Annotated in this window: 22 protein-coding genes; 10 read left to right on the top strand and 12 right to left on the bottom strand. The window is 46.9% G+C overall.

Annotated elements, in window-relative coordinates:
• Nucleotides 1-110: 110 nt before the first annotated feature.
• Entirely contained in the window at nt 111-1,250 is a 1,140-nt protein-coding gene (locus tag LSG34_RS05190) for a methyl-accepting chemotaxis protein (RefSeq protein WP_233007752.1), read from the top strand.
• A 58-nt stretch (nt 1,251-1,308) separates the two neighbouring features.
• Here the strand turns inward: LSG34_RS05190 and LSG34_RS05185 are convergent, their stop codons facing one another.
• A complete protein-coding gene (locus LSG34_RS05185; RefSeq protein ID WP_233007751.1) occupies nt 1,309-3,525 on the bottom strand; it encodes a bifunctional diguanylate cyclase/phosphodiesterase in 2,217 nt (738 codons plus the stop codon).
• A gap of 309 nt (nt 3,526-3,834) precedes the next feature.
• On the opposite strand from LSG34_RS05185, the gene LSG34_RS05180 reads away from it, so the two are divergent.
• Nucleotides 3,835-4,749 carry a TIGR03899 family protein gene (locus tag LSG34_RS05180; RefSeq protein ID WP_233007750.1) on the top strand — a complete coding sequence of 305 codons (915 nt, stop codon included), beginning with the start codon at nt 3,835-3,837 and terminating at the stop codon, nt 4,747-4,749.
• On the opposite strand, the gene LSG34_RS05175 is transcribed toward LSG34_RS05180, so the two are convergent.
• The 4 genes from LSG34_RS05175 to LSG34_RS05160 form a co-directional block, all read right to left on the bottom strand.
• Nucleotides 4,721-6,886: a response regulator gene (locus tag LSG34_RS05175; RefSeq protein ID WP_233007749.1), complete on the bottom strand. Its 2,166-nt coding sequence runs from the start codon at nt 6,884-6,886 to the stop codon at nt 4,721-4,723. The genes LSG34_RS05180 and LSG34_RS05175 overlap by 29 nt on opposite strands.
• Nucleotides 6,887-6,981: 95 nt before the next feature.
• Entirely contained in the window at nt 6,982-7,731 is a 750-nt protein-coding gene (locus LSG34_RS05170) for a TIGR04219 family outer membrane beta-barrel protein (RefSeq protein ID WP_233007748.1), read from the bottom strand.
• Between the two features lie 3 nt (nt 7,732-7,734).
• Nucleotides 7,735-8,712 (bottom strand): DUF2333 family protein, encoded by a 978-nt coding sequence (locus tag LSG34_RS05165; protein ID WP_233007747.1) that lies wholly within the window; start codon nt 8,710-8,712, stop codon nt 7,735-7,737.
• A gap of 10 nt (nt 8,713-8,722) precedes the next feature.
• A complete protein-coding gene (locus LSG34_RS05160; protein ID WP_233007745.1) occupies nt 8,723-9,148 on the bottom strand; it encodes a copper chaperone PCu(A)C in 426 nt (141 codons plus the stop codon).
• Nucleotides 9,149-9,498: 350 nt separating this feature from the next.
• Between LSG34_RS05160 and dusB the strand changes: the two genes are divergently transcribed.
• The 3 genes from dusB (at nt 9,499) to purH (ending at nt 12,593) form a co-directional block, all read left to right on the top strand.
• Nucleotides 9,499-10,473 carry a tRNA dihydrouridine synthase DusB gene (gene dusB / locus LSG34_RS05155; RefSeq protein WP_233007744.1) on the top strand — a complete coding sequence of 325 codons (975 nt, stop codon included), beginning with the start codon at nt 9,499-9,501 and terminating at the stop codon, nt 10,471-10,473.
• Nucleotides 10,474-10,491: 18 nt separating this feature from the next.
• A complete protein-coding gene (gene fis / locus LSG34_RS05150) occupies nt 10,492-10,782 on the top strand; it encodes a DNA-binding transcriptional regulator Fis (protein WP_008897208.1) in 291 nt (96 codons plus the stop codon).
• Between the two features lie 224 nt (nt 10,783-11,006).
• Nucleotides 11,007-12,593, top strand: coding sequence for a bifunctional phosphoribosylaminoimidazolecarboxamide formyltransferase/IMP cyclohydrolase (purH, locus tag LSG34_RS05145; protein ID WP_233007743.1), 1,587 nt, complete (start codon nt 11,007-11,009; stop codon nt 12,591-12,593).
• A 71-nt stretch (nt 12,594-12,664) separates the two neighbouring features.
• Here purH and LSG34_RS05140 read toward each other — a convergent pair whose 3' ends face one another.
• Genes LSG34_RS05140 through LSG34_RS05130 form a run of 3 tightly spaced genes read right to left on the bottom strand, consistent with a single transcriptional unit; the run spans nt 12,665 to nt 15,917 of the window.
• On the bottom strand, nt 12,665-14,158 hold the full coding sequence (locus LSG34_RS05140; RefSeq protein WP_233007742.1) for a parallel beta-helix domain-containing protein: 1,494 nt from the start codon (nt 14,156-14,158) through the stop codon (nt 12,665-12,667).
• Nucleotides 14,155-15,312 (bottom strand): cytochrome-c peroxidase, encoded by a 1,158-nt coding sequence (locus LSG34_RS05135; protein ID WP_233007741.1) that lies wholly within the window; start codon nt 15,310-15,312, stop codon nt 14,155-14,157. Before LSG34_RS05135 ends, LSG34_RS05140 begins: the two co-directional genes overlap by 4 nt.
• Nucleotides 15,309-15,917 (bottom strand): c-type cytochrome, encoded by a 609-nt coding sequence (locus LSG34_RS05130; protein WP_233007740.1) that lies wholly within the window; start codon nt 15,915-15,917, stop codon nt 15,309-15,311. The genes LSG34_RS05135 and LSG34_RS05130 overlap by 4 nt, the downstream gene beginning before the upstream one ends.
• Nucleotides 15,918-16,155: 238 nt before the next feature.
• Between LSG34_RS05130 and LSG34_RS05125 the strand changes: the two genes are divergently transcribed.
• From LSG34_RS05125 to LSG34_RS05110, 4 genes are all read left to right on the top strand, one after another.
• Entirely contained in the window at nt 16,156-18,693 is a 2,538-nt protein-coding gene (locus LSG34_RS05125; RefSeq protein WP_233007738.1) for a TonB-dependent receptor, read from the top strand.
• Between the two features lie 115 nt (nt 18,694-18,808).
• The gene (locus LSG34_RS05120) at nt 18,809-19,183 is read left to right on the top strand and encodes a DUF3019 domain-containing protein (protein WP_233007737.1); all 375 of its coding nucleotides are present in this window, start codon (nt 18,809-18,811) and stop codon (nt 19,181-19,183) included.
• A complete protein-coding gene (locus tag LSG34_RS05115; RefSeq protein WP_233007736.1) occupies nt 19,183-19,881 on the top strand; it encodes a response regulator transcription factor in 699 nt (232 codons plus the stop codon). The genes LSG34_RS05120 and LSG34_RS05115 overlap by 1 nt, the downstream gene beginning before the upstream one ends.
• Nucleotides 19,878-21,104, top strand: a complete 1,227-nt coding sequence (locus LSG34_RS05110; protein WP_233007735.1) for a sensor histidine kinase — start codon at nt 19,878-19,880, stop codon at nt 21,102-21,104. Before LSG34_RS05115 ends, LSG34_RS05110 begins: the two co-directional genes overlap by 4 nt.
• Here LSG34_RS05110 and LSG34_RS05105 read toward each other — a convergent pair.
• The 3 genes from LSG34_RS05105 to sixA form a co-directional block, all read right to left on the bottom strand.
• On the bottom strand, nt 21,101-22,321 hold the full coding sequence (locus LSG34_RS05105; RefSeq protein WP_233007732.1) for a PepSY-associated TM helix domain-containing protein: 1,221 nt from the start codon (nt 22,319-22,321) through the stop codon (nt 21,101-21,103). The genes LSG34_RS05110 and LSG34_RS05105 overlap by 4 nt on opposite strands.
• A 12-nt stretch (nt 22,322-22,333) precedes the next feature.
• Entirely contained in the window at nt 22,334-24,487 is a 2,154-nt protein-coding gene (locus LSG34_RS05100) for a TonB-dependent siderophore receptor (RefSeq protein WP_233007731.1), read from the bottom strand.
• A gap of 113 nt (nt 24,488-24,600) precedes the next feature.
• Entirely contained in the window at nt 24,601-25,086 is a 486-nt protein-coding gene (gene sixA, locus LSG34_RS05095) for a phosphohistidine phosphatase SixA (RefSeq protein WP_233007730.1), read from the bottom strand.
• A gap of 189 nt (nt 25,087-25,275) precedes the next feature.
• On the opposite strand from sixA, the gene suhB reads away from it, so the two are divergent.
• Complete coding sequence (suhB, locus tag LSG34_RS05090; RefSeq protein ID WP_127688418.1) at nt 25,276-26,079, top strand: inositol-1-monophosphatase; 804 nt, start codon at nt 25,276-25,278, stop codon at nt 26,077-26,079.
• Nucleotides 26,080-26,122: 43 nt separating this feature from the next.
• Here suhB and LSG34_RS05085 read toward each other — a convergent pair whose 3' ends face one another.
• The gene (locus LSG34_RS05085) at nt 26,123-26,497 is read right to left on the bottom strand and encodes a rhodanese-like domain-containing protein (protein WP_233007729.1); all 375 of its coding nucleotides are present in this window, start codon (nt 26,495-26,497) and stop codon (nt 26,123-26,125) included.
• Nucleotides 26,498-26,543 lie beyond the last annotated feature (46 nt).

Here is a 26,543-nt window from a genome sequence, read left to right as displayed (position 1 = left end):
ATCTGTTATTTTCAGCAGCAGATTTGGCGTGGTTTAACAGGTCATTTTTAATTATTACAATAATAAATTCCACTTCAGTGTCGTCAGTGAAGTGATTCAGGGGTAAGGTTATGGCTTTATTTGATTTCGGGTCTGCGCGGACCAAAATTATGCTGTCAGGTGTCATCACGCTGGCTGCTATGCTGTTATTAGTGACTGCAGTAGCAGAACAACACTGGCTTTGGTCAGCTTTAATCATCACTGCAGTACTGGTGCTGCATTGGTTGCTTGGTCAGTCTGCTGTGAAGGGCTACCAAAGTTACCTTGCTGAGCAAAAAGTATTAATTCAGCGTTCTGTACAGGAAAAAAACTTAGGTCTGCAATTAAGCCACACAACTTCAGCTGAACTGACTCAATCCAGAGAACAATTTAATCAGTGGCTGAGCCTGCTGCAACAGCAACAGCAGCACTCTTCCGGTCAAAACGAGCAGTTAAAACAGCTGGTCACATCAATACGCCAAATAGCTGCTGAAGAACAAAAGCACCTGGGACAACAACAGCAGACTGTGGGTCAAACTCTGACTATGGTTGAGTCTATGAATCAAAGTGTATTGGACGAAGTACAAAGTGCCAATTTAGCAGCAGAAGCCGCCAACCACTCCAATCAAATTGCCAAACAAGGTCAGCAAACTGTATCCAGTACAGTGCAGAATATCGAGCAACTGGCGCTGAATTTACAGCAAGCTTCTGCCACTATTGCTCAGCTGGAACAAGACAGTAATCAGGTAGGTGCAGTACTTGAAGTGATTAAAGGCATAGCTGAACAAACCAACTTATTGGCACTGAACGCAGCCATAGAAGCAGCCCGGGCTGGCGAACAAGGTCGCGGTTTTGCTGTAGTTGCAGATGAAGTACGCACTCTGGCATCCCGCACGCAAAAATCCACTGAACAAATTCAGCGCACCATTGAGCAGTTACAAAGTGCTGCACGTGAAGCAGTGCAAAAAATGAAGTTAAGCAGCGAACAAGCGGATTTAAGTGTGCAGTCTGCGAATCAGGCAGGCCTGTCTTTGCAGGAAATTACAGGCAGCATAGCGCAAATTTGTGCAATGAATCAGGAAATAGCCTCGGCGACAGATGAGCAGCAACATTTGACTAAAACTATGGTGACATACATGCGCGATATCACCACACACACCACGCAAAGCCAACAAAACAGCAAAGGTTTACAACAGCTGGGTGAACAGCTGGCTTCAATTGCCAGTCGCTAAAATTTGCGATGATAAAAAAGCCGACGTTAAAGTCGGCTTTTTTATCGCTGAATTACGCTTAACTTTTGGACAAAAATTTCACTAAATCCGCAGCTGTCATCGGCTTGGCGTACATAAAACCTTGTACTTCCTGACATCCCATGGCCCGTACTGCATCTTCCTGAGCCTGGGTTTCTATACCTTCGGCTATAGTGGCCAACCCAAGTTTCTGCCCTAAATTAACAATAGTTTCAGCAATTAAAGTGCCATTAGGCAGATCGAAGCCCTGAATAAAAGCACGGTCAATTTTTATGCGGTCCAGCGGTAACTGCTGTAAATAACTTAAGGATGAAAAGCCTATACCAAAGTCATCAATGGCAACTTTAATACCAAAGGTTTTTAGCTTATTTAAAGCGGCAATGACGATTTTCGGGTCGTCCATCACTACAGATTCGGTGATTTCCAATTCCACCAGCGCAGGGTCAACCTGGTAACGTTCGACACAATCAATCACAGACTGCACAAACCTATGATTACGGAATTGCGGCATAGACACATTGACTGCTATTCGCAAATGAGCGAAACCCTGTGATCTTAAACTTTGTAATTGTTTACAGGCCTGCTGTAACACCCAGTCGCCGATTTCAATGATCAGGCCTGAGTACTCTGCCAGCGGGATAAACACAGCAGGAGAAATAAAACTGCCATCCGGCTGAGGCCAGCGCAACAGAGCCTCCATACCCAGCACATGGCCGCTTTTTAAACAAATTTGCGGCTGATACCACAGCTGCAGTTTGTCTTTCTGGAAATCTGATCTCAGGCTTCTGAGCATCACCAGCCGGTCAACCATCTGCTCTTCCATCTGCGCACTATAGTACTCAAAGTTTTGCGACAGATGTTTTTTTGCTCTGTTCAGCGCAATATACACATGCTTCAGAATAGTCAGACCATGCATGGCACTGTCACGTAAGCGGCAGAATCCAAAGCTGGCATTCACCTGCAACGAGTGCTCAGAGCACTGGAATGGCATCTCAAAAATGCCTGACAAGGATTCAGGGGTCAATGCTTGCTCAGGCCCTATTAAACCAAACACATCAGCACCAATACGACCAATTTGAGCAATCTCACCAAACTGAGCAACCAGTCTGTGTGTGATCGCTATTAATAACTCGTTGCCAGTCTCCTGACCTAAACCATCATTTACATCGGAGAAATGATCAATATCAATCAGCACTGCTACATTACGGGCCGGATCCAGGCGTCTGGTTTCCTGCAATAAAGAGGTAAACTCGTTGCGGTTTGGCGTTTTGGTTAAAGGATCAATATAAGCGGCGTGTTTCAGTTGCTGAAACAAAGTAACGTTTTCATAGCCAATAGAGATATTACTTAAAAACACTTCTATTAACTGACGATCAAAATCTTCCACCGGCCTGTTGGTTTCAATATACACAGCAGCTGCATGATCAATATTCCCCAGATACAGCACCGTATCTTTTTCAGTAAAGATGTGGCGCCGCTCAGCCAGGCAAGTTGTGATTTGCTGAATAATTCTGTTGTTATTCAGCCGCTCCAGTTTGCATTTAATATAAGGTGCATAATGCCCGGCAGCACCCAATACATAAATATTGTCACTGCTACTGCCATCATCTTCAATCTGTGCACAGAGCACACCTTCGGCATGCAAACCAATCAAAGAAGAGATCTGAGTCACCACCCCTTCAGAGAATTCATGCAACGAGTGCTGTTCCAGTAAATTAGCACCGGCATTAATGATTTTCTGCAAGCCAATGCGGTTCTGGTTAATAGTACGAATTTGCTGATAGCTTCGAATGGACGAAATAATAGCGGTAACCAGCTTATTGCGGGTCAGCTCAGTTTTCGTTTTATAGTCGTTGATGTCGTATTCTTTGATCACACTCTCTTCCGGAGCATAACCAGGCTGGCCAGTGCGCAATACTATACGCACTTCATCCATTTTTAATTCATCGCGAATTTGCTGTACCACTTTCAGGCCAGCATCGTCAGATTCCATCACTACATCAAGTAAAATGACGGCAATATAAGGGTTTTGAGCCAGAAACTTCAGTGCTTCTTTACCGGAAAACGCATGGTGAAATACCAATTTACGGTCAAGTACCAACAAATCGGATAAAGCTAACTTTGTAACTGTATGAATTTCTTCATCATCATCAACAATCAACAGGTGCCATTCGCCACTGGATTGCGTTTCTGCTTCCAAATTTGTTTCGTCTTCTGCGAGGAACAGAAAATCATCATCTGCTGCTTTTGACACCATGCTCCGACCTTTTTTACATCAGCTGTGGGGGTTCTTTTTGAAAGCATATCAAGGTTCTATCGCATATATATAAGCATATACCCTGAATTTTGTTTGGCAATCAGGGCCCGGCCCCACCGCTATCCTTTGTATACTTTTAATCCAGTCTGTCTACACTATACCCTCAGGCAAAAAAAGCAATCCATTTTATTAAAATCTTTGAAAATCAGAAAGTTAACACTTTCACAAACTTCTTTTAGAGTCGTGACCTAATTTTTGCGCTATTGTGAAAATTCAGCAATAAAATCTGTCACCATCAGGGGTGTATTGATGCAGAAAGTCTCTGCAGGCCGTGGTCATCAACGTTTACTGCAACTGGCCCGTAACCAGCTTGGTCACGAATTTGCGGCTAAAACCAGCACAAGTGACTCAGAATCAGTGAATTCGGTCCAAAGTAGTGAGTTTAACCAGCGCCATCAACGCCTGGCACAACGCTCGGGCGCACCAGTTGCTATTGATTCAGACTTTAAAGGCCCTAGCCTGCATCAACGCGCGGAACGCCGTGAACGTATGCATAAAGAACGGCAGCAATCAAATTTAGAAAAAATAATGGCGTTAGCTTTAGATTACTGTCCTGAATACGTTGCAGATATGGATGTGGATCCCGACTGGTTTCAACAATACTGTGATTTAGTCTTAAATATTTCTAACCAAACCATGCAGCAACTCTGGGCGAAAATACTGGCTGGAGAAATTGGTCAGCCTGGTAGCTTCTCACTAAAAACCTTATTTCTATTGCAACGCATGAGTTTTAAAGAAGCTTTGGCCTTGCAAAAAGCAGCCAGCCTGACCTGCAGAGTCAGACTACAGGACAGTGGTCATATCTATTTTGGTTATGTGCGTAAACCCTCAATCTGGCAGCTCCTGACAGGCCGCAGTAAAGCTGTATTGAACCTGAGCCAGTTCGGCCTGACCTTCCCGCAAATTTTAAGCCTGATTGATTTAAACCTGTTGCATCAGATTGAAATAGAAAGTGGTGAATTGATCCCAGAGCAGACTTTGCAGTTGCAGTACCATCAACACCAGTTGACCTGCAAAGCAAAACATTCAGGTGTGGTACTGCAGTACTATAAATTTACCGCTGTTGGTGTTGAGTTATTGCCGCTGCTGAACAGCCAGGCCAACCCGGCTTATCTGCAGGCGGTGAAACAATTGTTCAGCCCGGTATTAGATTTTGAGGGCTGAGTTGTTGGCAACGACGGATCAAGTCCGCCACTTTGTACGCGTCTAACGGCTTAATCACCACATCATTCATGCCTGCCTGATGAAACTGACTAATTTCATCCGGTAAAGCATGGGCAGTAAAAGCCATAATCACCGTATCCTGATGTTGTGGTAACTGTCTGATCATATGGGTTGCTAAAATACCTGACATGTCCGGCAGTTGAATATCCATCAGGATTAACTGATACCTGCTGCTTTTGGCCAGCCGTATTGCTTCCGTTCCTGTAGCAGCAGTATCGACTTCAAATTGCTGTTGGCTCAGCATAGCTTTTACAAAAGCCAGATTGGTTTTATTGTCGTCTACCACCAGCAATCGCATACTGTTGTTTTGTAACTTTTCACCAAGATGCTGTCGGATCCGGGCTGACAACATAGGATTAGCCAATACAGGGCAACGGAGCAGAGAGGACCAATAACTCAGATGAACTGGCTCACAAAATGCCACCATCTGACTACGAGCGGTGATCTGATGCAGTTCGGTCCAAAGCTGGTGATTAGTATCAGGCGCAGGCAGTTGCACCAAGACTAAATCCACTAAACGATGTTGCAACTCAGCCTGAAGCTGCTCGATCTGCTGCAAGTAAATCACTTGCTCAGCGACACAATAGACGCTTTGTTTCAATATCGCGGCGCGTATGCTGTTGTTATCCAGATAAATAGCGGTCTGAAACATAGGCAGCTCTTTGGTCAAAACTGCTGTTAACGGCAATTCCAGACGTACAGAACAGCCCAAATCCTCTAAAGCAGAAACGGATAATCTGGCCCCCAGACGCGATAACAATCGGGCACACAATTGAGGCAATACAGCAGAACCTGGAAGATCTGTTTTAGCCAGTACTTGCTGTATCGCAAAACTCGGACCTGCATGGTCAAACTGCAATAGCAACTTGTTATCAGAAAAAGTGTGCAGGTGGATATGCAAACTCAACTCGTGCTGTTGCAGGTCCTGCAGGATCAGACAAATGATTTGTTTGAGCAACTCTGCCGTATGCTGAGTGCAAAACTCTAACTCAGATAAGCTCAGAGCCGGGTCTTCAACCAACACAAAAGGCACTTCTGCTACTTTAAAATCTTGCTGCCAGGCTTCCACTTGCTGGGCTAACCAGTCCGGGAACCAGACCGTCTGGGATTGTAATTCCGTTTTATCTAACAAGTCCTGCTTCAACAGCCAGCGCAGTAACGTCGCTTGTTGTTCTGACTGCCCAGCCTGCTCTAACACACAAAGTTGTTGCCACTGTTGCAACTTGCACTGACTGGTTTTTAGTTCGTCATTTAAGACAGCTAACTTCTGCTGATAGCTGATGGCTAATTGCTCACGTTCTGCATCGTGGTTCTGCCCCTGCAGTTGTTCGGCCTGACTTTGCAGCTGCAGTTGCTGTTGAATCTGTTGCTGCTGTGCATAAAGCGAGCGGAACAACAACGTCATTTCAGCGCTATCAAACTCATTGAGTTTTTTACTGTCTGAATTCGACGGGGCTAAAGTACGGACTTGTCTTAAAAAACCTTGCCAACGCTGGTGTTGAGTTTTGAAAATTCGTCGCTGCCATAACAATGCTAAAGCGACAATAATCAGTAATGCGCAACCCCATAAACTACTTTGCCACCACCAAAGCTGAGATAGACGTAGCGGCGAAATTTGAATAGCCACATAACCCAAAGTGCTGCCTTCTGCTGCCACTTTGTTGGTATCGAAGTAACTCATACTGGCCGGAGTAACCATAACGGCAGACCACAACAGAGTAGAGCCATCCTGCAGCGCTTTTTGCCCTGTTACATCTCGTGTCGGGCTAAAGTTAAATAGTTCGCGCGGAAATTGGGTCGCAGCAAATAAATTGCCGTCGGCCTGATACACCAGAATAGCTTTGATAGGTAAAGTACTGGAAAAACTAGTGGCCAGCAGATGGCCTTTGACCTGCTCCACTTTATTCTGAACTAAAAAGGGTTCAACCATCAAAGACAAACTCATCAGCAATTGCTGCTCAGCTTGTACTCTGACCAAAGTTTCGTGACGTAATTGCAGTGCTGCTGATGCATAAAGACAAAATGCGATCAACACCATAGAACCCAACACCAAACCCAGCTTAGCTTTTAACGTCATGTCAATTGAACCCTGATATCCCTGACTTGCACTATAAGCTGGCCCTCAAAGCAGAACAACAAGATTCTGCGTTGAGGGCGGGATTGGCTGCGGTTTTAGAAATGCAGTTCAGCAGAAATAAATGCACCGTCGAAGGTTAAATCTGCATCTACGTTATCAATGTCGTCCAGTTCCAGTTTGGTCTTTTTGACACCAGCTTTTAATGCCAGATCAACAGCCAATGTATCAATCAACTCATAGGCAATACCAAACTGCATATCAGACAAAGAACTGCCGTCGTAGCTAACATAATTCACTTCAGCAAAAACTTTTGTGCCTGTGCCTAATAAACCAAAACTACCATAGAGGTAACCCATAGGAATGACAGCGGACAAATCCTGAGTCGCACTTTGACCTTGAGTTGCAACTGTAATATCGCCATCTATGTATTTGGCTGTTACACCTAAATCCAGGCTGACTAAATCATTGTCCAGAATTTCATAATAAAAAGTGGCGTCAATGTTAGATAAATCCACATCCTGAGCAACATCAGTACCTACAGCAAAAATTTGATCATCAAACACAAAGGTCCGATTTAAGGTGGTATTGCCATTGGAGCTTAAGCTATTACGTTGTAACTTAATGTTCGGTAACAAAGGTACCGGATGTTCAACTTTGATATAAAAGCTGCTTAAATTCTTGTCGTCAAAATCAAAGTCCTGCTGGTTACCAGTCTGGCCAAAACCACCTTTGGCGTCGGCAAAATGCAGATCAGCACCAAGGTATACACCACCAATGGTATCCGCCATTGCTGCTGGAACAGCCAACACCGCGACAGCTACCATACTTAATACAGACTTTTTCATGCTTTATCCTTGCGCTAATAATTCAGTTAAATCCAGCAGAGCCGCATTGGCCCTGGAGATATAATTCGCCATCACCAGACTGTGATTTGCCATAAAACCAAAACCCCGGCCATTCAGAATCATTGGACTCCAAACCGGCTGTTGTGTCGCTTCCAGTTCACGGACAATCTGGCGTAAGCTAATCATCGCGTTTTTGTTGGTTAACACGTCGGCGAAATCCAATTCTATCGCTTTTAATAGATGTAACAAAGCCCAGCAAGCACCACGCGCCTCATAAAACTCATCATCTATACTCCACCAACTGGTTTTAATTCTGTTGGATTCAGCAGTCACAGTCGATTGTCTGGCATTTTTATCACCTGCCAAATCGGTGTTTAATCTGTCCTGGCCAACACTGACACTCAAACGTTGGCTATAGCTGCCCAGTCGTTTTTCCACATTTTTTAACCAATCACGCAGATTGTCCGCTCTGGTATAAAACTGACTGTCGGTTTTAGCTGGGTCTAATAACGCAGTACGATACAAAGATAATTGTTTAATGGCCTGCTGATATTCAGCTTCTGCTGCTGGTACTGCCCAGCTGCGATGATCAATATTGAGCATAGGCTGCGCCAGTTTTAAGTATTGATTTTCAATAGACTGCGACTGAGAACGGCTTAAATCCTTGCGAAGTGCCAAAGCTAAATCACGCGACATTTCCAAAGCTCCCAACTCCCAGGCAGGCATATTGTCCAGCATAGAAAAAGGTGGCATCACATCGTTACTAATAAAACCGGCATTTTTAGTCAGCAGAGTTTCGAGTACCCGAATAAGCGCACTTGTGGTGGTGTATCCCACGGTTTGCTGATGTTCCGGACTGAGCTCTGCCGATAAATCTTTTACATCAAAGAGATCGGGTTCACTGCTGGCCCACCAGGCTGTGCCGTAACCTAAAATAAAAACGAACAGCACGGTTAAACTGACGATCCTGAATCTGTTCATTTTGTCACTCCTACTGAGTTGGAATTGCGCTAACCGAAGCCTGAACTTCGATGGATTGGCCGTCTTTAAAGGTTAAACGTAACGGGATTTTCTGGCCTGTAGTGATGCTGGTTTTGGCATCAAACATCATCAGATGCAAACCACCAGGCTGAAAATGCACCTGCTCACCGGCTGCCACCACCACAGACTGCACCTGTTCCATCTTCATCATGCCATCTTTATGGCTGTGTTGATGCAGTTCAATGGAGCCAAACTGAGGGCTACTGGCGCTGATCAGCTCTGCTGCTACGTTATTTTGATTACTGATACTGAAATAACCTGCGGTCATACTGCGGCCCGGTAACATCTCCCGAACTGTAGCATCTGTCACCAGAACTTCGGCCAGAGTCACAGTGCTACTCAGACTCAATAATGCAGCAACTATCCACTTCTTCATTCAGCTTCTCCTTTTAAGATCAGACCTTTATCTTACACGACTATTTTACACAACAGGGGATGGGCCAACAAACTTCACCGATGAAAAGCATTGACTTCTTTGGTAACAGCTTTTTCAGTATGAAGCTTAACAAACTGGTGACAAAAACAGCAGCTGTACAATTATCTATAAGCCCTACCCCCGATTTTATTGGGTTTTGCATTTCAGAAAGTCTAGTTTTCAGACGTTTAGCGATTGTCAACCCAACAACCCCCTATAAATTTATACTTTTGTTTAAATAATAACCTTTGCATTGTTGGCAAAAATCCGTAAACTTAGCGCCCCTTTAGGGTAGAGCCTTGGTTTTAGCGGTGCGCATAGGTCCATATCAATTAACGAACAACGTAATTTGCGCTCCTATGGCTGGAGTGACGGATTACACTTTTCGTGAGCTTTGCCGTCGTTTTGGTGCAGGTTTAGCTGTATCAGAAATGATGTCGAGCAACCCTTTGGTCTGGCAAAGTGAAAAATCGCTAAATCGTATGACTCACCAAAATGAATCTGGTCTTCGATCGGTGCAAATTGCCGGTTCAGATCCAGATCAGATGGCTGAAGCTGCTGTGTTTAATGTTGAACATGGCGCCCAAATCATCGACATCAATATGGGATGTCCGGCTAAAAAGGTGAATAAAAAACTGGCTGGTTCGGCGCTATTACAGTATCCGGATTTAGTGCAGCAGATTATTCAGGCCGTAGTTCAGGCAGTAACAGTACCTGTGACGTTAAAAATCCGTACTGGCTGGGACATCGAACATAAAAATGGCGTACAGATAGCGCAAATTGCGCAGGACAACGGCATTGTGGCTTTAGCGGTTCATGGCCGCACTAAAGCTTGTATGTATAAAGGAGAGGCGGAGTACGACACTATCCGCGCTATTAAACAAAATGTGTCTATCCCGGTGATTGCCAATGGCGATATCACCACGCCGGAAAAAGCCAGATTTGTATTGGACTATACCGGAGCAGACGCGGTCATGATTGGCCGGGCCGCTCAGGGCAGACCCTGGATTTTTCGTGAAGTGGTGCACTATCTGCAAACTGGTGAACACCTGGCTTCGCCTTCAACGAGCGAGGTCAGGGATATTTTGCTGGAGCATGTCCGTGGCTTACACCAGTTATATGGTGAGGTGCCTGGCTCACGTATTGCCCGCAAACATGTGGGTTGGTACCTGGCTGAGCATGACAGCGAAGGCATGTTTCGCAGTGAATTTAATGGTATCGAGCAAGCCCAACAGCAGTTGGATACCTTAGAAGTGTATTTCGAGCAATTACTAGCAGCAACCTAACGTAAAAGAGACTAGGCAATGTTTAATCAAAACGTGACTTCGCCATTTATCACCAACGCCCATGTTCAAACGCAAGAAAAACCGCAGCCTTTAAGCAACGCGGTACAAAAAGCGGTGGCGAACTACTTACAACAACTGAACGGTCAGGACGTAAACGACCTGTACGAATTAGTGTTGTCCGAATTAGAAAAGCCGTTATTAGAAGAAGTGATGAAATACACTCGCGGCAACCAGACCCGCGCTGCCAACCTGATGGGCATCAACCGCGGTACACTGCGCAAGAAGCTGAAACAATACGGCATGAGTTAATGCCCCCGCGGGAGGAGTCCCGCAATGAAAAGCACCCTAGGGTGCTTTTTTCTTTTCCGCTTAGCGGAGCACTCTAAGTAATATTTAAAATAAATAAGGGATTTCACCAGCTGATCCCGGCGATACATCAAAGCCAATTTTTCTCTATGCTTATGTCCTGGCTTTTGTGTTATCCAAAACAGCAGTGCTGGTCCGAATTAACCATTACAGCGGAGAATGATCCAATGAACGCAGCTCGTCCAATCCGTCGCGCCTTGTTAAGCGTGTCTGATAAAACCGGTATAGTTGAATTTGCCCGTGCTTTAGCCGCCCAGGGTGTGGAACTGTTATCCACAGGCGGCACAGCCAAGTTATTGGCAGAACAAGGCATAGCTGTCACTGAAGTGTCTGATTACACAGGTCACCCGGAAATTATGGACGGCCGCGTCAAAACGCTGCATCCAAAAGTACATGGTGGCATTCTGGCCCGCCGTGGTATGGATGAAGCTGTAATGGCAACAAACAACATCAAGCCTATCGATTTAGTGGTAGTGAACCTGTATCCGTTCGCCAACACAGTGGCCAAAGCAGGTTGCACTTTAGAAGACGCCATCGAGAATATAGATATCGGCGGCCCAACTATGGTACGTGCTGCAGCGAAAAACCATAACGATGTGACTATTGTGGTCAACGCAGCCGATTACGACAAAGTGTTAGCCGAAATGGCTGCAAACGCAGGCTCTACAACTCATGCTACCCGTTTTAGTTTAGCCATCAGCGCTTTTGAGCATACCGCCCAATACGACGGTATGATTGCCAACTACTTCGGCACTATGTTAGCTGCGTACGGTGATGAAGACGCTAAACCAAGCAAATTCCCACGCACTTTTAATACTCAGTTTGTGAAAAAACAAGACTTACGTTACGGTGAAAACAGCCACCAGAGCGCGGCATTTTATGTGGAAAACAGCATTCAGGAAGCGTCAGTTGCCAGCGCGACTCAGCTGCAGGGCAAAGAGCTGTCGTACAACAATATCGCTGATACAGACGCCGCTTTAGAGTGTGTAAAAGAATTCGACGAACCAGCCTGTGTCATAGTTAAACACGCGAACCCTTGTGGTGTAGCTATTGGCGACGACATTCTGGCTGCTTACGAGCGAGCTTATAAAACAGACCCTACTTCTGCTTTTGGTGGCATTATCGCCTTTAACCGCGAATTAGATGCTAAAACTGCTGAAGCTATTGTCAGCCGTCAGTTTGTGGAAGTCATTATAGCGCCAAGCGCTACAGCTTCAGCTGCAGCTGTGGTGTCTGCTAAACCAAACGTGCGTTTACTGGTCTGTGGCGAATGGGAAAGCAAAACCACTGGTTTTGACATCAAACGTGTCAACGGTGGTGTGTTGGTACAAGACCGTGATCAGAAAATGGTCGGTCTGGATGACTTAAAAGTAGTGTCCAAACGTCAGCCGACAGCGGACGAATTACGTGATTTATTGTTCTGCTGGAAAGTCGCTAAATATGTGAAATCTAATGCCATTGTTTATGCCAACGACAGCATGACTATTGGGGTGGGTGCAGGCCAGATGAGCCGCGTCTACAGTGCTAAAATCGCTGGTATCAAAGCGGCTGACGAGAACCTGGAAGTCAAAGGTTCAGTCATGGCCTCTGACGCGTTTTTCCCGTTCCGCGACGGTATTGATGCCGCAGCTGCTGCAGGTATTAAAGCCGTGATCCAGCCTGGTGGTTCTATGCGTGATGCAGAAGTGATAGCTGCTGCAGACGAGCATGGCATGACGATGATCTTTACTGGCGTGCGTCATTTCCGCCACTAAACACAAGCTCTCCAATTGAAGAAGGCGGGACTGGTTCCCGCCTTCTTTTTTTATCTGCTAATCAATTGCCGCTAATTCTTCACCGACAACATATAAAGTGCGACTGCCTGGCGGGTTTCCTCGTCCAGATAATCCTGTTTTGGCATAGCCGGATAGTCTTCACGTTTTTTAATTGGATTGGCAATATAAGCCGCCAGCGCTTTAGGATCATCCATATACAAGGACTGGATCACTTGTACAGGTGGGCCTATCAGGCGGCCTGTGTAGGCATGGCAGCCTGTGCAAATACCCAGATAGGCATATTTACCTTTGTCTTCCACAGCAACTGAACGGGGTGCAGCAGGTTCATCCAGTAAGTAATTCACTATGGTATCTGTATTGCTAAAAGCACAGGCTGGCCAGTCGCTGACACCGGCACTGATATATTGCTGTGGGTTATTAATACAACTGCCATTGCTGGCTCCTACCCGCAAAATATCCGGATTGCCTTGTTTCAGCTCTGTCGTTAGCAAAACTTTGGCTTCGGTAATAGTGTCATAGCCATTGTTATACATCAGGTTATTTAAAATCATGATTTCATCAGGTGTCGGATCCGACTCCGGATCCAAAGTGGTATTAGGCGCATTCTGATGGTCGGTAATAATGATGCCTGCGGTTTTGTTACCCAGGATCAGGTTGTCTTCAATAATCACCTTGTCGGCGGCCATAATCAGCACACCGGTACCAGCCGGAATACCCGCCACCATAGAGCCTTCAGCGCCAAAGTTTTTGGTGTTGTTATTGCTGATCCAGTTATTGCGGATAATCACATCCACAGTGTCTTTAATTGGCAGACCAGGAGTGACAAAAGCCAGAATGCCGCCTGTGTTGTTATGCACAAAGTTATTTTCCACTATGGCATGACGACTATTTTCAATTTCAATACCGGCCACACTGTCGAATACTTCGTTGTTCGCCACATGAATATGATCGCTCATGCCGACATAAATGGCGGCATCTTCAATGCCGGACACCACGTTATGTTCAACTATGCCATTTTCACCCAACTGCGGGAAAATGCCATAAACCCCGGTATCTTCGATAATGTTATTGCGGATTTCGAAGTTATTACCGGCCTGGCCCATAATGCCGTTGCCTTTGTATTTAGTGATCAAAAAGTTCTCAATCACTATGTTATTGCCCGAATACAAAATGGCGTCGTTTAGATGACCATCACCAAACAAACGTGGCCGTTTACCTTCCACGATCACACCGCTTAAACGGATATTATCTTTGTCGATATAAACAGTTTCAGTGTAATTACCGGGCCAGACCTGGATCACATCACCTGGCTTGGCGGCTTTGACTGCATCCATAATCAACTGACCATCTTTAACCGGATGAATAGTGCCAGTAGCCATGCTATTAAGGACTGATTTTTTGGCGTTGCCGCTGGCCGCAGTGCCACCGCTATAGCTGACTTCTGCTGTGTATACCGGAGCTGCGGGGCCGCTGGATGTCAGGTAATAACCTGCCAAAAAGGCCAGTGGCACCAAAGCGCCTAAGGTGAGCGTGCTTTTATTCATTCTGTGCTTCCTTTGTGATCATCTGCTGTAGTCAGCTCTGCCGGCAAAGGCAAACCTGAGGGTAAAAGTTGCGGTATAACAGGCATCAGGCTTTCATCGGTCAGAGTGTTCAGAAAAACCGCCAGTTGCTGAATTTCTTCCGGGCTGAGTTTGGGTTCCCAGATATGCCAGTGCAGCAGCAGCTTTTCGCCCTTGGGCACTGCATGCCCCCGGCCTTTGCTGTAAAACTCTGCAGCTTCTTCCAGCGTTGCGAAACGACCTGAGTGCATATAAGGCGCTGTGCGGGCAACATTGCGCAGACTCGGCACCTTAAAACCACCACGTAGTTTGCTGAGTTCAGGACTGTTACCTGCCCCTGGATCAAAGGCCATACCTTCGGGTTCTGGTGTGCCTATCACAGCTATCTGTTGGTTGGTAAAAAGCGGTGGTGTATGACACTCAGCACAGCGGGCGACAAAAGAGCGAAATACATTTAAGCCTTTAATTTCCTGCTCATTCAAAGCCTGCTGATAACCATGAGCATACTGATCGTATTTGCTGTTCAGCGAAATCAACGAACTCTGAAAAGCGGCCAGCGCTGTTGCTACCTGACTCAGTTCCAGCTCTGTACTTTGAGGAAAAGCCTGACGGAATAAGTCTGGATACAAGGCACTGCTGGTCAAATCAGCCAGTACTTGTTCAGCTGTATTGGCCATTTCATGGGGAGCAAACAGCGGGATCAGTGCCTGCTGCTCCAGCGTATCGGAGCGGCCATCCCAAAATAGTTTTTTCAGAAAACCCACGTTCCACAAACCAGGCGCACTGCGGGTGCCTATATCGCCATTGCTTCCAGTGCTGAGTGCTTTGCCATCACTAAAACCATGGGCTGGCTGATGACAGCTGGCACAGGCTTGTTTGTGGTTAGCAGATAACAAAGGATCAAAAAACAGATAACGGCCTAAATCAATTTGCTGCGGACTGAAGCCATCTCTGCCTTTGGGTAATGCGGTTTTAGTGCCACCTACCCCTTTGTTGTGCAACGAATCGTACTGATCATAACGGGTCAGCAACAGGCACTGATTCTGCTGATTCAGCTCAAAACTGGGCGGGCACCGCGTGTTCAGACTAATGACAGCTGTGTTCAGAGCTAAAGCGGCAGCAAAACTGACTATCATGGTAAACCCGCCCCAATGTAAGCCACCACAGCCTGTCTGTCCGCGTCTGTCAAAGTGCGGCTCATCATCGCCATTTGTCGGCCCGGTTTGTCAGTCGCGCTGTTGCCCCTGACACCTGTCTGAAAATGCTGCAATTGCAGCGACAGATAATCCCGGCTTAACAGTTGTAAGGCCGGAGCTTTTAACTCAAGGTTTCCCTGCGCTTTATTGCCATGGCAGGCACCACAGGAGCCAATATAAATCCGCCGACCTTTGTCGAGTAATGCAGCGTCAATCTGTGGTGCTGCCGGTACTGCGAGTGGTAAAGCACTGAAATAGGTTGATAACTGATCGATATCCTCAGCACTAAGTGGCTTCGCCATAGCAGCCATCACCTGCCCCATGCTGTCCTCTGCGACCGCACCCCGTTCAGCACTCTGAAACTGCAGCAGCTGCTTTTTCAAATACTGCTGTTGCTGTCCAGCCAAAGACGGAGCTTTGCTTGCAAGCTGATTTTCAGCAGCATGGCAGGCATTACAACTGCTGACTTTTTCCGGGGCAGCCGCCTGAGTTGCTGCGGCATACAGCGCGATCACCAGGATGAATAAAGGATAATTCCAAAACATAACAGGGCCATTTTTTGTAATAAGAATACGATGGTGTTGGCCCTAAGAGTGCGTTTTCATAGGCCTGGGTTCAAACCTAAAAGTGTACAAAATTGTCCAGTTCGCTTTATTTAGTGCAAAGCGCAGTTACTATCGAATGCAGCGAGATCCGTCTTTGAACTGCTGTTGCTGCTCCTGCAGAGACTTCAAAGTCCGATCCCGACACCACAGAAAAAAAACAAAAAACAGGGAGACTGTTATGTCGCAACAGCACACTAAATCCGGCATGAAATTAAAACCACTGGCATGGCTTATTGCAGTGGCACTGAGTGGGCAAAGCCAACTGGCACAGGCAGAGCAAACAGAAACCGGGCCGGAAAAAGCCGAACCGGCGATAGAAACCATCACGGTCACAGCACAAAAAAGGGTGCAAAATCTGATGGACGTGCCTGTCGCTATCGACAGTATTTCGGCCACAGATTTAAAAGAAACCAACTCAGTGTTGCTCGGTGATATTGCCGACTACACGCCGGGCTTTAAATTCAGCAAAGATGCCGTAGTTCAGGCGACTGCTACGATGCGAGGAGTGTCCAGCAGTAACATCAGCACAGGCGGCGACCCTTCTGTCGCGATTTTCTTTGATGATTTTTATCTGCCCCGGGCAGCACAAAGCGTGATGTTCTCGGACATGCAGCGCATTGAAATACTCAAAGGACCACAAGGCACTTTGTTTGGTAAAAATGCCGCTGCCGGTGTGGTGAATCTTATTCCCAATGCTCCGGAGCAAACCGACGAAGGTTTTATCAAAGCCACACTGGGTGATTATTCACTGCAACGTTATGAGGCTATGGCGAATAAAGCTCTCAGCGACACTTTTGCAGTGCGATTGAATCTGATGAGCAATCAGCGGGACTCTTACGTCAATAACGTCTATCCCGACTATCAGGGTGAAGAACTGGGCAATACCAACCACCAGGCTGCGCGACTTGCGGCCTTATGGCAAGTAAGCGCCGATACTAAAGTGCAATTCAGTTACGATTGGGATGATTTGGATCAAGGCTACTCAGCTTCAATAGGCCTGAGTCCTTATGCCTACAGTATGAACCCGCTGGACAGAACCATAGAAAACGATGTGATAGACGGCCACGAGCGCCGTGATATGAGCGCATTCTCGTTAAAAGTCATGCATGACTTTAACGATCAATGGTCGGGAAAACTCATTAGCAGCAAAAGGCAATGGGAAGTTTCAGGACGGGATGATACAGACGGCACAGCAGATAAAACCCGTTATCTGGATACCATCAACTTTGAAGACTCGGATATTTTCTACAACGAACTGCAGCTGAACTACCATCAGGACCAACTGAGTTATGTTGGCGGTATCACCTACAGCAAAGAAAAGGTCTATCAAAAAACCAGTCTGAATATTATGGCCGACACTGTGGCACGCCTGACCACGGCCAATTTAAACGGCACACTGATTTCAGCCTTAATGGACGCTGGTGTGCCGGAAGACATGATCACTGGCATGGGTTTACCTGCGGATCACATCTGGAATTCACAAAACTGGGCCAGCATTTTAAGTGTGATGGCGATGGTCGACCCCAGTGTAGGTGCTTTGCTGGAACAGTTAGGTGCCACTCCTTTTAGCCCTGAACTGGTCGCGGCTATAGAAGCCACGGGCGACTTAACCTATGACGCCATTGGTGCAGGCCTTGGCATTAACGAAATTTTTGGTCCTTCAGTAGCTGGCCAGCTTTGGAGTGAAGACATTATTAATACCGGGGATTTCACTTCTTATGGGGTGTACTCGGATATGGATTATCAGTTTAACGAACAGTGGGGTTTTACCGCTGGTGTACGTTACAGCAGGGACGAAAAAGATTTCAGCTGGGAGATCAGGGAACGCTCCTTTGGTCAGCCTATGCCAGGCCTAACCGACTTTTTATTTCCGGTGATGCCACGACTCGACGCCAACAACAGCTGGAGTAAATGGACAGGGCGCGCTGTCACCCGCTACCATCTGAACGACAACAACATGATCTATTTGTCCTACTCAACAGGCTATAAATCCGGTGGTTATGACTCTTTGGATCCAGGCTCTTCCATCCGACCTTTTGCGCCAGAAGAAGTGAAAAACCTTGAACTGGGTTACAAAGCCGATTTATGGGATCAGGTACGCTTACAGCTGGTGGGTTTTGATATGGACCTGACCAACCGTCAGCGTTCTGTCAGTAGCAAAACTCCGGATTCAGGTGTGGCCATACCTATTGTCATTAATGGCGATCAGGATATCCGAGGTATGGAGATGGTGCTGGATTGGCAAGCCACCAAGCAGTTGAAGCTGGGTCTGGTGACTGAATACCGTAAAACTGAATCTAAGTGGCAGGAGTTTTATAATGCCGATGGCGAGCTGGTCACAGATGTAGATAAAGCCTCTACCGCCGACGCTTATACGCTGACCGCCGACTGGACAGCGGCTCAACAATGGGCTGGCGGCTACTGGAAGTTACATCTGGATTATATCTATGAAGAAAATACCAGAGCGGACGATCCGGATTTACTGGAGATAGCCAAATCTATCCCTGTGTATTTTGCCGATACCAAAAATATCAACGCACGCTTAAGCTGGAGCAGCAGCGACGACCAGTGGGAGCTGGCACTCTGGGGTAAAAACCTGGCTGACCACGAAACAACAGGAGGCATAGGAGGTTTTGCCGCTGATACGCTGGGCACTCCAATCACCTCATTAAACGCCCCCCGCACTTATGGTGTTGAAGTGAAATACCAGTTCTGATCCGCAGGGGCTTTGCTTTTTAGCAAAGCCCCGCTTTACCAAAACAGCTTTTCACTGCACTATCCATATGGGATTCACTATAAAAAGAAATGACCAGACTGATGCAGGAAGGATGATGGCACTTCGTACTTTAGCTTTGCTCTTATTGCTCTGTGGGGGTGTTTCTGCCTCTGCAGCTGCTGATTTTAGTCTGCAACCCAGACTCTGTCTGCATCATGCGCATCAGGCTTGTGTATTGAAGTTAAAGGTCCGTTGGCAACAGGACAACAAGGCCTGTTTGTATAAAAAAGCCGACCCCACCCCTTTGCTTTGTGCCAACAGCATCAGCCAGCAGCTACAGCTGGAACTGACCGCTCACACCAGTTTTGAACTGCGAAACTCAGCGACCGGAGAGTTACTGGCTGAACGTCAGGTTAAAGTACTGCAGGTGGATCTGAATGCCAGCGATCAGTTGCTTAAACGCAGTCGCAACAGTTGGGGCAATCCCTGATGCAGCAAATTTTGCTGATCGAAGATGATCTGGAATTATCACGCCTTGTGGTCGACTTTTTACAGTCAGAAGGCTATCAGGTCAGTAGTTGTGGTAATGCGCTCAAAGCCAAAAAGCTGATACTGGCGCAACGTTTTGATTTAATAGTCTGTGACGTGATGTTACCCGGCAGCAGTGGTTTTGATTTAGTGAAACAAATCCGCCAGCAATTTAAAGGCCCTATTTTGTTTATGACGGCGCAAACCTCTGTCGGTTCGGTGTTGCAAGGATTGGAATTAGGCGCACAGGACTATCTGCTAAAGCCACTGGATCCCCGTATTTTATTAGCCAAAATCCGTATCTTTTTACCACCGGAACACGCCAGCGCCGAGCCACAACCTTTGCTGAAACAACACAATTTAACAGTAGACAGAGTGTCAGGCCATGTGGTGCTGGCAGGACAAGACATTTGCCTGACCAATGCCGAATTGCAATTACTGCTGACCTTGTTGGATAACTATGGTGTCGCTATCAGCCGCGAACGTTTGTTCCGCGAACAACTAACCCGCGAATATGACGGCACAGACAGAACCATGGACGGCAGGGCCTCACGGCTGCGTCGTAAGTTACAAAACGTGGATGAACGCTGGAATGTGCAGGTGGTCTGGGGCCAGGGTTATCGCATCAGTTACGCTGAAGCCACGGAGTCACAGCCATGAGTTATACCCTATTGCGCTTTTACCTTGGGATAGTGCTGGTGGTGTTATTGCTGTTTTTCAGCCTGAATCAGTTGTACAGCTGGGTCTATCAGCGCGATGACTTAGCCGATGCAGCCCAAACTATGCTGCAACATGTGCATCAGTTCAGTCAGCAAGACAAACTGAATTGCCGCTTATCCGAAACAGACGACTGCACCGACAGCTTGTTTGTGACCTATCCGGCAGGCATGTGGCAACCTCAGCCGAATTTTATTTATGCCGTCGAAGTAATGCGGGACCAACAAGGCAACGCCTCTATGTGCAGTGAAATGCCAGGAGGCGAATTATTGTGTTTAAGCCAGCTGAATTTACCTGACGGTACAGACTTCAGCATCGATCTGGCCCATGTGTTTATTTTGTTGCTGTTGCTTTGTTTATTCTGGCTTAGCCGCAACCTGTTCCGCGATGTAGAAACTTTAAGAATGAATGCCTTGCAGGAAATAAAGCTCGGTCATCTGCCGGCTTTTCAGCTGAGCCCTAAGTCTTACCTGCAACCTCTGGCCCAATCCCTCACCCGGATGAATCAAACCATAGCAGATTTAAATTCACTGCAACGTGAGATGGCCGATACCGTTTGCCATGACATCAAAACGCCATTGGCCAGAATGCGCTTTATTATGCTGAGTCTGGAGTCGAATATCAGCGCGGCTCATTATGCTCAGGTCTGTCGTAACCTGTTGGAAATAGAAGACAATGTCTACGATTATTTGCGTCTGGCACAGCAGGATTTCCGTTCCGATCTGCATCTGAGTCAGGTACCGCTGTCGCAGCTGTTGCAACAGATGATTGATAAGTTCTCCGCTAATACCGAGCACCAGATTGAGCTAATTGCCGGGCCTGCGATCAGCATTCAGGCTGATGAAAAACTGCTGCAACGCGCCTTATCCAATCTTTTGAGTAATGCGTTACGGTACTGCCATACCAAGGTCTGGATTGAATTGAGCCTGCAGGACAATGATTGCCTGATTGATATCTGCGACGATGGCGCGGGCTGGCATAGTAACCAGCAACCCAGCCCGAATCACAGCCCGGATGGTTTATCGCATCATGGTATTGGTCTGGCGATAGTCACCAGAGTAGCCAATCAGCACGGCGGTGAATTTTTACGTATGAGCAGAGCCGGAGGCGGAGCTGTGGCACGGCTGAAACTACCTGTAGGTTCAACAGCAACAGCTGATGCTTAAGGCTTGGCTAATGAGCCCAATTGCGGTGATAAAGGCATGTTTTCTACTTCACGCTGTGAAAACTGCACTGAAGTCACCACTAAGGCTGTGACCACTAAGACAGACGAAACAGCGCCAGTCCAGCCTAAATAACGCATCAGCTGTGGTTGTTGCCTTTTGGTACGCAGCCAGTGCATCCAAAGACCGCCCGCCACTAAAAAGGTAAAACCCAACCCAAACACAAAATACAGCAGCTTGACGCCAAGCCCGGCAAAGTTACCAAAATGCAAAGGGTCAGCCATATCTGAGATATAGGCCACAGCTTTTAACTCAGCCCCTTTTTGTATTTTCAGCACTTGCGCTGTCACCGGATGCAGGTAAATGCGGTTGGCTCTGTCGCGCACCAGCAGCGTGTCATCCTGACCTGTTACCACCACAGGCGCTTTATCGGACTGTGGATAATTCAAAGCTCTGATATCCAGTTCAGGTCTGGCCTTTTGCGCAGCCTGCATTAATTCCGTTAAAGACAAAGCTTTGTGTGTAATAGCCTGCTCCAGCTTCGGCGCTTTTGGATAATGATCCACTTTAAACTTCAGTAAGAAGTGTTCGGTGAAGTACCAAAGACCAGTCAGGAACATCAGCAGAATAAAACCCCAACACCAGACGCCTGTCCATTTATGCCAATCAGACCAAAAAGTACGGCTGGAAGCTTTAGCCCCGGAAGGCAACTGAAAACCTTTACGCCACCACTGCCGATAAACATAAAAACTGCTGACCAAAATAATCAGCAGTAAAAAACTTAAACTGGTCACCACAATTTTGCCGGTAGAGCCCAGCGACAGGTACATATGAATATTGCGCAAAAACCGCGACACTGTGCCCCACTGACCTTCGCCTGTTAAAGCACCGGAAGCGGGATCAAAATAAACAAATTTAAATTCCGAGCCCGCGTTTAAACTGGTTGTAATCAAGCTGACGCTACCCGCCAGATACCATTGCTCTGGCACATTCAGGTTGCTGATTTGAGAGTCGGGATAAGCTTTGGCTAAATTTTGCTCCAGCACCTGCCAGGGCACAGGGCCCTGTCGTTCAGACAAGGCCCGGTATTTTTGATCTGACAGATACTGAATTTCATGACTAACCACAGCAAGCGTGCCGGTCAGACAAACCAGCAACATCAGTATGCCAAAGGCAAAGCCAGCAAAAGAATGTAGCTTAAACCAGTCTTTATTGCTCATCGGCAGCGTCTATCAGAACTGATAACTGGCGGTCACTATTAACCGGCGTGGTTCACCCGGAAAGTGTCCGGTCCGTTCAATAAAACCAGCAGTAGCATAAGTTTTATCAAACAAGTTTTTCACATTGGCCTGAAACAACCATTGCTGCCAACGGGTTTGCCAGCTCATATCAAAGACTGTGTAGGATTTTACATGCTGACCATCAATGCTTAGCTGATCGCTGACATAATCCATACCCGCAGCTATAGCTGAGTTGATGCTATCCAGCTCATAACGGCTCCATAGCCCTATCTGATGTTGCGGCGCATTAGCAAACTTGTCACCCACCGCATTAGTAATAGCGCTGGTGCTTTCGACAATACGGGTATCGTTGTAGGCATAGTTCAGATTCAGCACCCAAGAGTCGGTTAAATCCCCAAGCAAGTCTACTTCCACGCCTTTACTTTTTACTTCACCCAGGGCGATTTGATCATCACGGCCATCACCGCCCACATCACCACGAGGGTCAGCCTGCAGTATGTTATTTCTGATCATTTCATAGGTAGCCACATTCAGGCGGATTGCATCATCCAACAAAGAAAAACGCGCGCCTGCTTCGACAATACTGGATTGCTCAGCTTCAAAAGGACCACCCACTTCAGGCACCTGAGATGCGGTCGCCTGTGGGCTAAAGCCAGTGCCTTTGAGTGCATACAAACGCACCCAATCCGTTAGCTGATAAGTAGAACCCACACGCCAGGAGCTGTCGCTGCCATCCACTTTGGATGAAGCCATATTGTTTTTATCTTCAAAACTATCCCAGCGCACGCCCAGCAACAGATTCCAGCTGGCAGTTAAATCGACCTGATCCTGCAGATAAAAACCCTGGCGCACAGCAGTCGTGTCTGTCGGAGTGGATTTAATGCTGTCGATATCATAATCAGCGGCCGAGGTCAGGCCATACACAGGATTAATAAGACTGATCCCCAAAGCCTTACCGCCCTGCTCTATCGGCGCTACGTTGCGGCCTAAAAAGTATGAGTCCTGCGTCATAGTGTCCGCACCCAGCAATAGCTGATGATTCAAACCCGCTGTGCTGAATTCAACAATATTGTTCCAGGTCACACTGTCTGCAGTATTTTCGCGGCGCTGATCCCTGAACTGACGGCGGCAATAATCCACTACACCATCGCCATCTGTATCAAAGCTACAGAAAGGTTCATGGTAGTTTTGCAGTTCGGTATTGTCATAATGGCGCCAGGTTAGATCGGTGCGCCAGTTGCTGTTAAATTCATGATCGGCCCGTACCTGCCATACATCTGCTTCTAAGGACTGGAAATCTGTGGCTTCATTATGGTTCCAGGCTCTGTCGCCGAGGAAATTCCCCTGATCATCTGTAGGTACACCCCGTAAACGGGCGCCCTGATAATCCTGAGTTACAGTATTGTATTGCAGTGTCAGACTGGTGCTGTCGGTCAGATCAATCAGATAGCCCAGATCCAGAATTTCGTTTTCAACTTTGGTGTTCCAGCGAAACGGCTGCTCAGAATCACGGTAATAACCAAAACGGTAGGCTTGCTGCTTTGTGAGTGGGCCACTCAATTCCAGTGAACCCTGCCAGTACTCATCATTACCTAAACCTAATTCCAGCTGGTTTTTCGCTGTGCGCTGCGGTTTTTTAGTCACATAGTTAATTAAACCACCAGGAGCGCTGCTGCCGTATAAAGCGCCGCTGCTGCCTTTTAATAACTGTACTTCCTGCACGTTAAACAACTGAGGCACAGCAAAACCATTAAATGGGTCGCCTCTTACACCGTCATATAAAATCTCGTCCTGACGGAAACCACGAAAAGTGACACCAGAGTAACTAAAAGCACTGACACCACTCATGCTGCGGTATAAATCTGTGACCTGACGTGCCGCCTGATCGCGGATCAGCGCTTCAGGCAACACCTGAATATTTTGTGGGATCAGTTCTAAATCTGTATCTGTTCTGGTTCCTACACTGCTTTGAGAAGCACGATATAAAGTCTGAGCACGGCCTTTGACCTCTATCACTTCCAGATCTTTGTCTGCTTGCAGTTGATTTGAAGGTTGTTGATCTGACTGCTGGGCAGAAGCAGGAACTGAATTTAAAGCAGTAAGAACTGCAATAGTTAATAGCGAAGGAGAGCGTAAGGACAACATAACAGCCTCAAAGCGACAACAAAGGCGCACAGACTAAACAAGAATGATTCGCAATTCAAGTGAATTAATTTAATCAGTTGTTGTCAGCACGCTTTTATTGTTATCCGCTCGACTTACATAAACTTAGCTGGCACAGACCAGGCAAGCCGCACAGGCACCGTCGATTCAGAGTCTAGCTCCAGACAGGTTAAAGAAGCTTTTTTCAGTTCCAGAAAAGTTTTATCCAGCCCTAATAATTCATTCACGAGTAACGCCAGTTCAGGTTCATGCCCTACCAGCAGCACAGCTTCATTGTCCTGCAACTGGCTGAATAAATGAGCTTTTGCGTCAGCGGCTGTGACTGAAGGCAATAAACAGGGCCACTCTTCAACCGGTACTTTAACCCCTGAATCTTTACGCACTAAAGCGGCCGTTTGCACGGCTTTGGTTTGTGGACTGCAAAAAATACGATCGGGTAACAAACCTTGTTTTTGCATAAAAGCCGCAACACGGCGAGCCTGTAATCTGCCCTTTTCATTCAGACAACGATCGGCCTCATCCACCAGCGAAGTTCGTACATCAGCTGTCGCATGACGCATAAGATACAGCACAGATTTCATTGGCTTAGCTCACTTGATATTGGACCTGTAAAGATGTGGCGCTCACTCTAAGCCTGGCTGATGACAAAAGTATGACACAGTGGTCGTACTTTCCTCTGTCTGGCATGGGATTTGTCTTTACTTTTTCCTGTCAGCGGCTACAATACGCGCCGCTCTTTTGACTGTTCTTTATACAATAAGGTAATCGTTATGCATCCGATGTTAAACATCGCAATTCGTGCTGCCCGCAGCGCAGGTAATGTCATCGCTAAAGCTTGTGGTCAAATGGACTTAGTTCAGACGACTCAGAAAGGCACCAATGACTTTGTGACCAACATCGATAAAGAAGCAGAACAGGCCATAGTGCATGTTTTACGTAAGTCATTCCCGGATCACGATATTATCGGTGAAGAGAACGGCGAATATGGCAACAACAATAGCGATTACCAGTGGATCATCGACCCGCTTGATGGCACCACAAACTTTATCAAAGGCATCCCTCACTTTGCTGTATCCATAGCTCTGCGTCATCAGGGCAAACTGGATCAAGCCGTGGTTTTTGACCCATTACGTGGTGAAGTATTCACAGCATCCCGTGGTGCAGGCGCTCAGTTAAACGGCCGTCGTATCCGTACCACCAATTTACCTGAATTAAGCGGCGCTATTCTGGCGACAGGTTTTCCGTTTAAACATAAACACCATTTAGATGCGTACACCGAAACCTTTAAAACTCTGATGACTCAGGCTGCAGACGTACGTCGCACTGGTTCAGCAGCGCTGGATTTATGTTATGTCGCAGCAGGCCGTTTTGATGGTTTCTGGGAAATTGGTTTAAAGCCGTGGGATTTTGCTGCAGGCGAGCTGATTTTACGTGAAGCCGGTGGCCTAATCAGTGACTTTGCTGGTGGTAACAACTACCTGCGCAGCGGCAACATAGTTGCAGGCAGTCCAAAAGTATTAGGCGCCATGTTAAAAGGCATGCGCCCACATTTAACAGAAGCTCTGTTGAAGTAAATATCCCTGTAGGGGACGGGTTTATCCCGTCCCGCTTCGTTCATTACAGCTGCGGCTTAGTCAAAGGCAAACCTGCGTTGACCCAGGCTGTATAACCACCCGCTAAACTCCAGACATCCTGATAACCCATTTTCTGCAACATATCGCCTGCTAAAGCCGAACGAAAACCACCACCACAATACAAAATCAGCGTTTGCTGTTTATCCTGCACTGCTTTTTCCACATCCCGCTCAATCACACCTTTGCCCAAATGAATAGCAGCAGGCAAATGCCCGGCCAGCCACTCTAAATCTTCCCGCACATCGACCAGCACATAAGGTGTCGGAAACTGTTGTAAATCAGCAATAGTCAGCTCTTTAACCCTGCTTTTGGCATCTTCAACCACAGCCAGAAAGCCCGGGGAATGTTGTTTGGACATGAAAATTCCTTAATAAATTTGATGCTCAGTTAAAACGCTTTCGCCG

Source organism: Rheinheimera faecalis, from assembly GCF_021290965.1.
Lineage (GTDB): Bacteria > Pseudomonadota > Gammaproteobacteria > Enterobacterales > Alteromonadaceae > Pararheinheimera > Pararheinheimera faecalis.
This window is presented reverse-complemented; position numbering and strand designations above follow the sequence as displayed.